This window comes from Microvirga brassicacearum (assembly GCF_008757455.1).
Lineage (GTDB): Bacteria > Pseudomonadota > Alphaproteobacteria > Rhizobiales > Beijerinckiaceae > Microvirga > Microvirga brassicacearum.
Window position 1 is genome coordinate 645 of the sequence record NZ_VCMV01000063.1, and the last position, 2,488, is coordinate 3,132.

Sequence of the window (2,488 nt, forward strand, 5' to 3'; positions counted from 1 at the left end):
AACCGGATATGCAGTCGATGGACCGGATGACAAGGGCTGGGGCGACGCGCAGGGCCCATCCAGCAATTCGTATGACGGAGGAGTAGGAAGTTCTTCCGGAGGCGGCACTGCGGTGGGCATTGGGAACGGTGACGATCCGGCAAATAGCAAAGGATTTGAATCAAATCCGACCGGTCCTTCGGGCGACCCTTCCGATATCCCGAGCATTGAACCCGCCGAACCGAGCGGCCTGTCCCCCAATGGCCCCTATGCTTCCGACAGGGCCAATGGTCTCGGTCCAGATAAAGCGCCAGGACAAACTAATGCTCCGGACAACGCGCCTAAGCCGAATGACGAAGACGTGGATGTAACAGGAGGTGTAAAAGGAGCGAAACCATCTCCTGTCCAGCCATGTACAGATTGCAAAACACCTTTAGGGGGCATGATTCCTAACCCTGTCAAGCCCGGCTTTGTTTGTGAGGATTGTGCAAAGCGGAACTGGGGGATCGACATCAAAATCCCTGCAGATCTGGACAAATATATTGGAAAATGAGAGAATTTTAAGATGAAAAAGAATAAGCAGTCCAATAATACCTCATCACACCATTGGACGGATGAATTAACTTACGAAATTCACACTGGGCGTGAGCTTGAACTGATGTTGCAAGGCAAAAAACCATTAGCTGTCTTCTCGGGCACCAGCTTTGCTGACGATAGTGACAGTACAGAACAGGCTTTTGAGAAATATGTGGAGGAAGGTTTATTTGTAAAGCAGGAAGTATTTGATGCGTGGACGGACAAACCCGTTATAGGAGGGAGAACGGCTTTAGGATACCGAGTCCGTCTTTATGCCTTGACGCATGAAGCTTGGCGGATCCCAGCTTACCTCTTGTTCCGCCGCGTTCTGGAAAAATGCCGATGGAACGAAGCGCTTGAGCGACTGGAGGGCTGGCTTCTCGGTTACACTGACGAACAAAATGAAGAATGGCTGGCTAAACGCCGTGAGCAGCACGCGGGTTGGGGGTGTATTACCTTGTATGCCACGACGACCAGTAAAATTTTTGACAAAATCGCCGATCTGGGTGAGCGAGCTTTCCCAAACGAGTTCCTTCAAAGCGCCCGTTTTTTTCTTGCCGGCCACCTTCCAAAGCGCTCTTCTCTAGAGGAGGTCGGATTGCTTTCAGAGCATTTGGGCATCGTTGTTAGATTTGGCGTAACAAAGGATTTTTTCTTCGATAGTGTGGAACGCGGCCAGCTGCGAGAACTTACGCCCGTTACGCTACGCGATAGTGTGAGTTCTCGCGATCTAAACAATGCTCTATTGACCGACATTCAAATTCAAAAGCCGATTGATTGAATGCCCGGGTGTTTCGAGCCACCCGGCTCACTTCGTCAATCTTGCTGGCTCCTGGAAAGCCAACCATGCGGTTGCGACGCGAGCGACCGTTCTTAATCACTTTTATGCCGATAGTGGCGGGACGCTGAGCCAGATCGACCAAGTGCGACTCTGCTTTCATCCTCCGGTGCTGCCAAGGAGCCCAGACCGCACAATGCAATCTTAGATGCAGTCAAAAACCCCACAGCTGCCCGAACCGGAAGCAGTCCAGGAACTATACAGTACCGAGGGCTTGATGCTGTATCAGCGCCCTGGCGAGTTCACATTTCCGAATTAATAGAATGCATCTCAGAGTATAGTAATATGGATGATCCGATTTACTCTAATTTCCACGAAGTCATTAACGCCATAGCCAATGCCGAATACCAGGCCAAGGCTTGGTTCGGTTCTGATCTCAATCTGATGGACTCTCCAGGTGAGCAGATCCACGCACTACTTGGCGCGGGCCGGCTTGACCACATCGTTGAGACGCGCAGGTTCAACCTGGATGAGCGCGTCTATGATCTTTTATTGAAGTTGAAAGCCGCCATTCTGGCTTATCAGGCGGAGGTCGGCCTCGACCCGGATCCGCGGATCACGATCGATCATCCGAAATGGGAAGCGATCCGGGCGATCGCCCGTGAGATTCAAAGCCTTTTACCAGAACGCTATCAGTCTCAGACCTAGAATAGGTGGCCCAGGCTGGGGCCGATGCCGATGAGCGCGACGTTCCCGACCGCCGGCTCCCAGCGTCCGCATGCGCCGTTGGCGGGGGACGGTCTGCCTCAAGCCTACGACAACAACGGCAAGCTGCGTCAGGGCGGCGGGCGGACCATCGCCTGGGACGGGGAGAACCGGCCGGAGGAGATCGCGGCCGGTCTCTCCACGGTGAGGTTCGTGTACGGGCCTGACGGGGCGCGGCTGACGAAGACCGTCAAGGCCGACCCGAACGATCCGGTCGGCCGCACGACGCTCTATCTCGGCCCCGACGTGGAGCGCGCGCCCGGCCCGGCCTCGGCCGGGATCTGGACCGTCTATCCGCATCCCGACATCCGCCTGCAGCCCTCTCCCGGGGGCCAGGACGCCATCGTCCAGCGCGACCACCTCGGCAGCCTGCGCCGCCTGACCCGCCCC

At 55.3% G+C, this 2,488-nt stretch carries 4 protein-coding genes; all 4 read left to right on the forward strand.

Annotation, left to right across the window (positions count from 1 at the left end):
• The coding region (locus FEZ63_RS25285) for a hypothetical protein (RefSeq protein ID WP_201274250.1) at nt 1–532 on the forward strand (532 nt) is incomplete at its 5' end.
• A 12-nt stretch (nt 533–544) separates the two neighbouring features.
• Nucleotides 545–1,336, forward strand: coding sequence for a hypothetical protein (locus FEZ63_RS21665; RefSeq protein WP_150948574.1), 792 nt, complete (start codon nt 545–547; stop codon nt 1,334–1,336).
• Nucleotides 1,337–1,678: 342 nt separating this feature from the next.
• On the forward strand, nt 1,679–2,041 hold the full coding sequence (locus FEZ63_RS21670) for a hypothetical protein (protein WP_150948577.1): 363 nt from the start codon (nt 1,679–1,681) through the stop codon (nt 2,039–2,041).
• A 30-nt stretch (nt 2,042–2,071) separates the two neighbouring features.
• The coding region (locus FEZ63_RS25290; RefSeq protein ID WP_201274251.1) for a hypothetical protein at nt 2,072–2,488 on the forward strand (417 nt) is incomplete at its 3' end.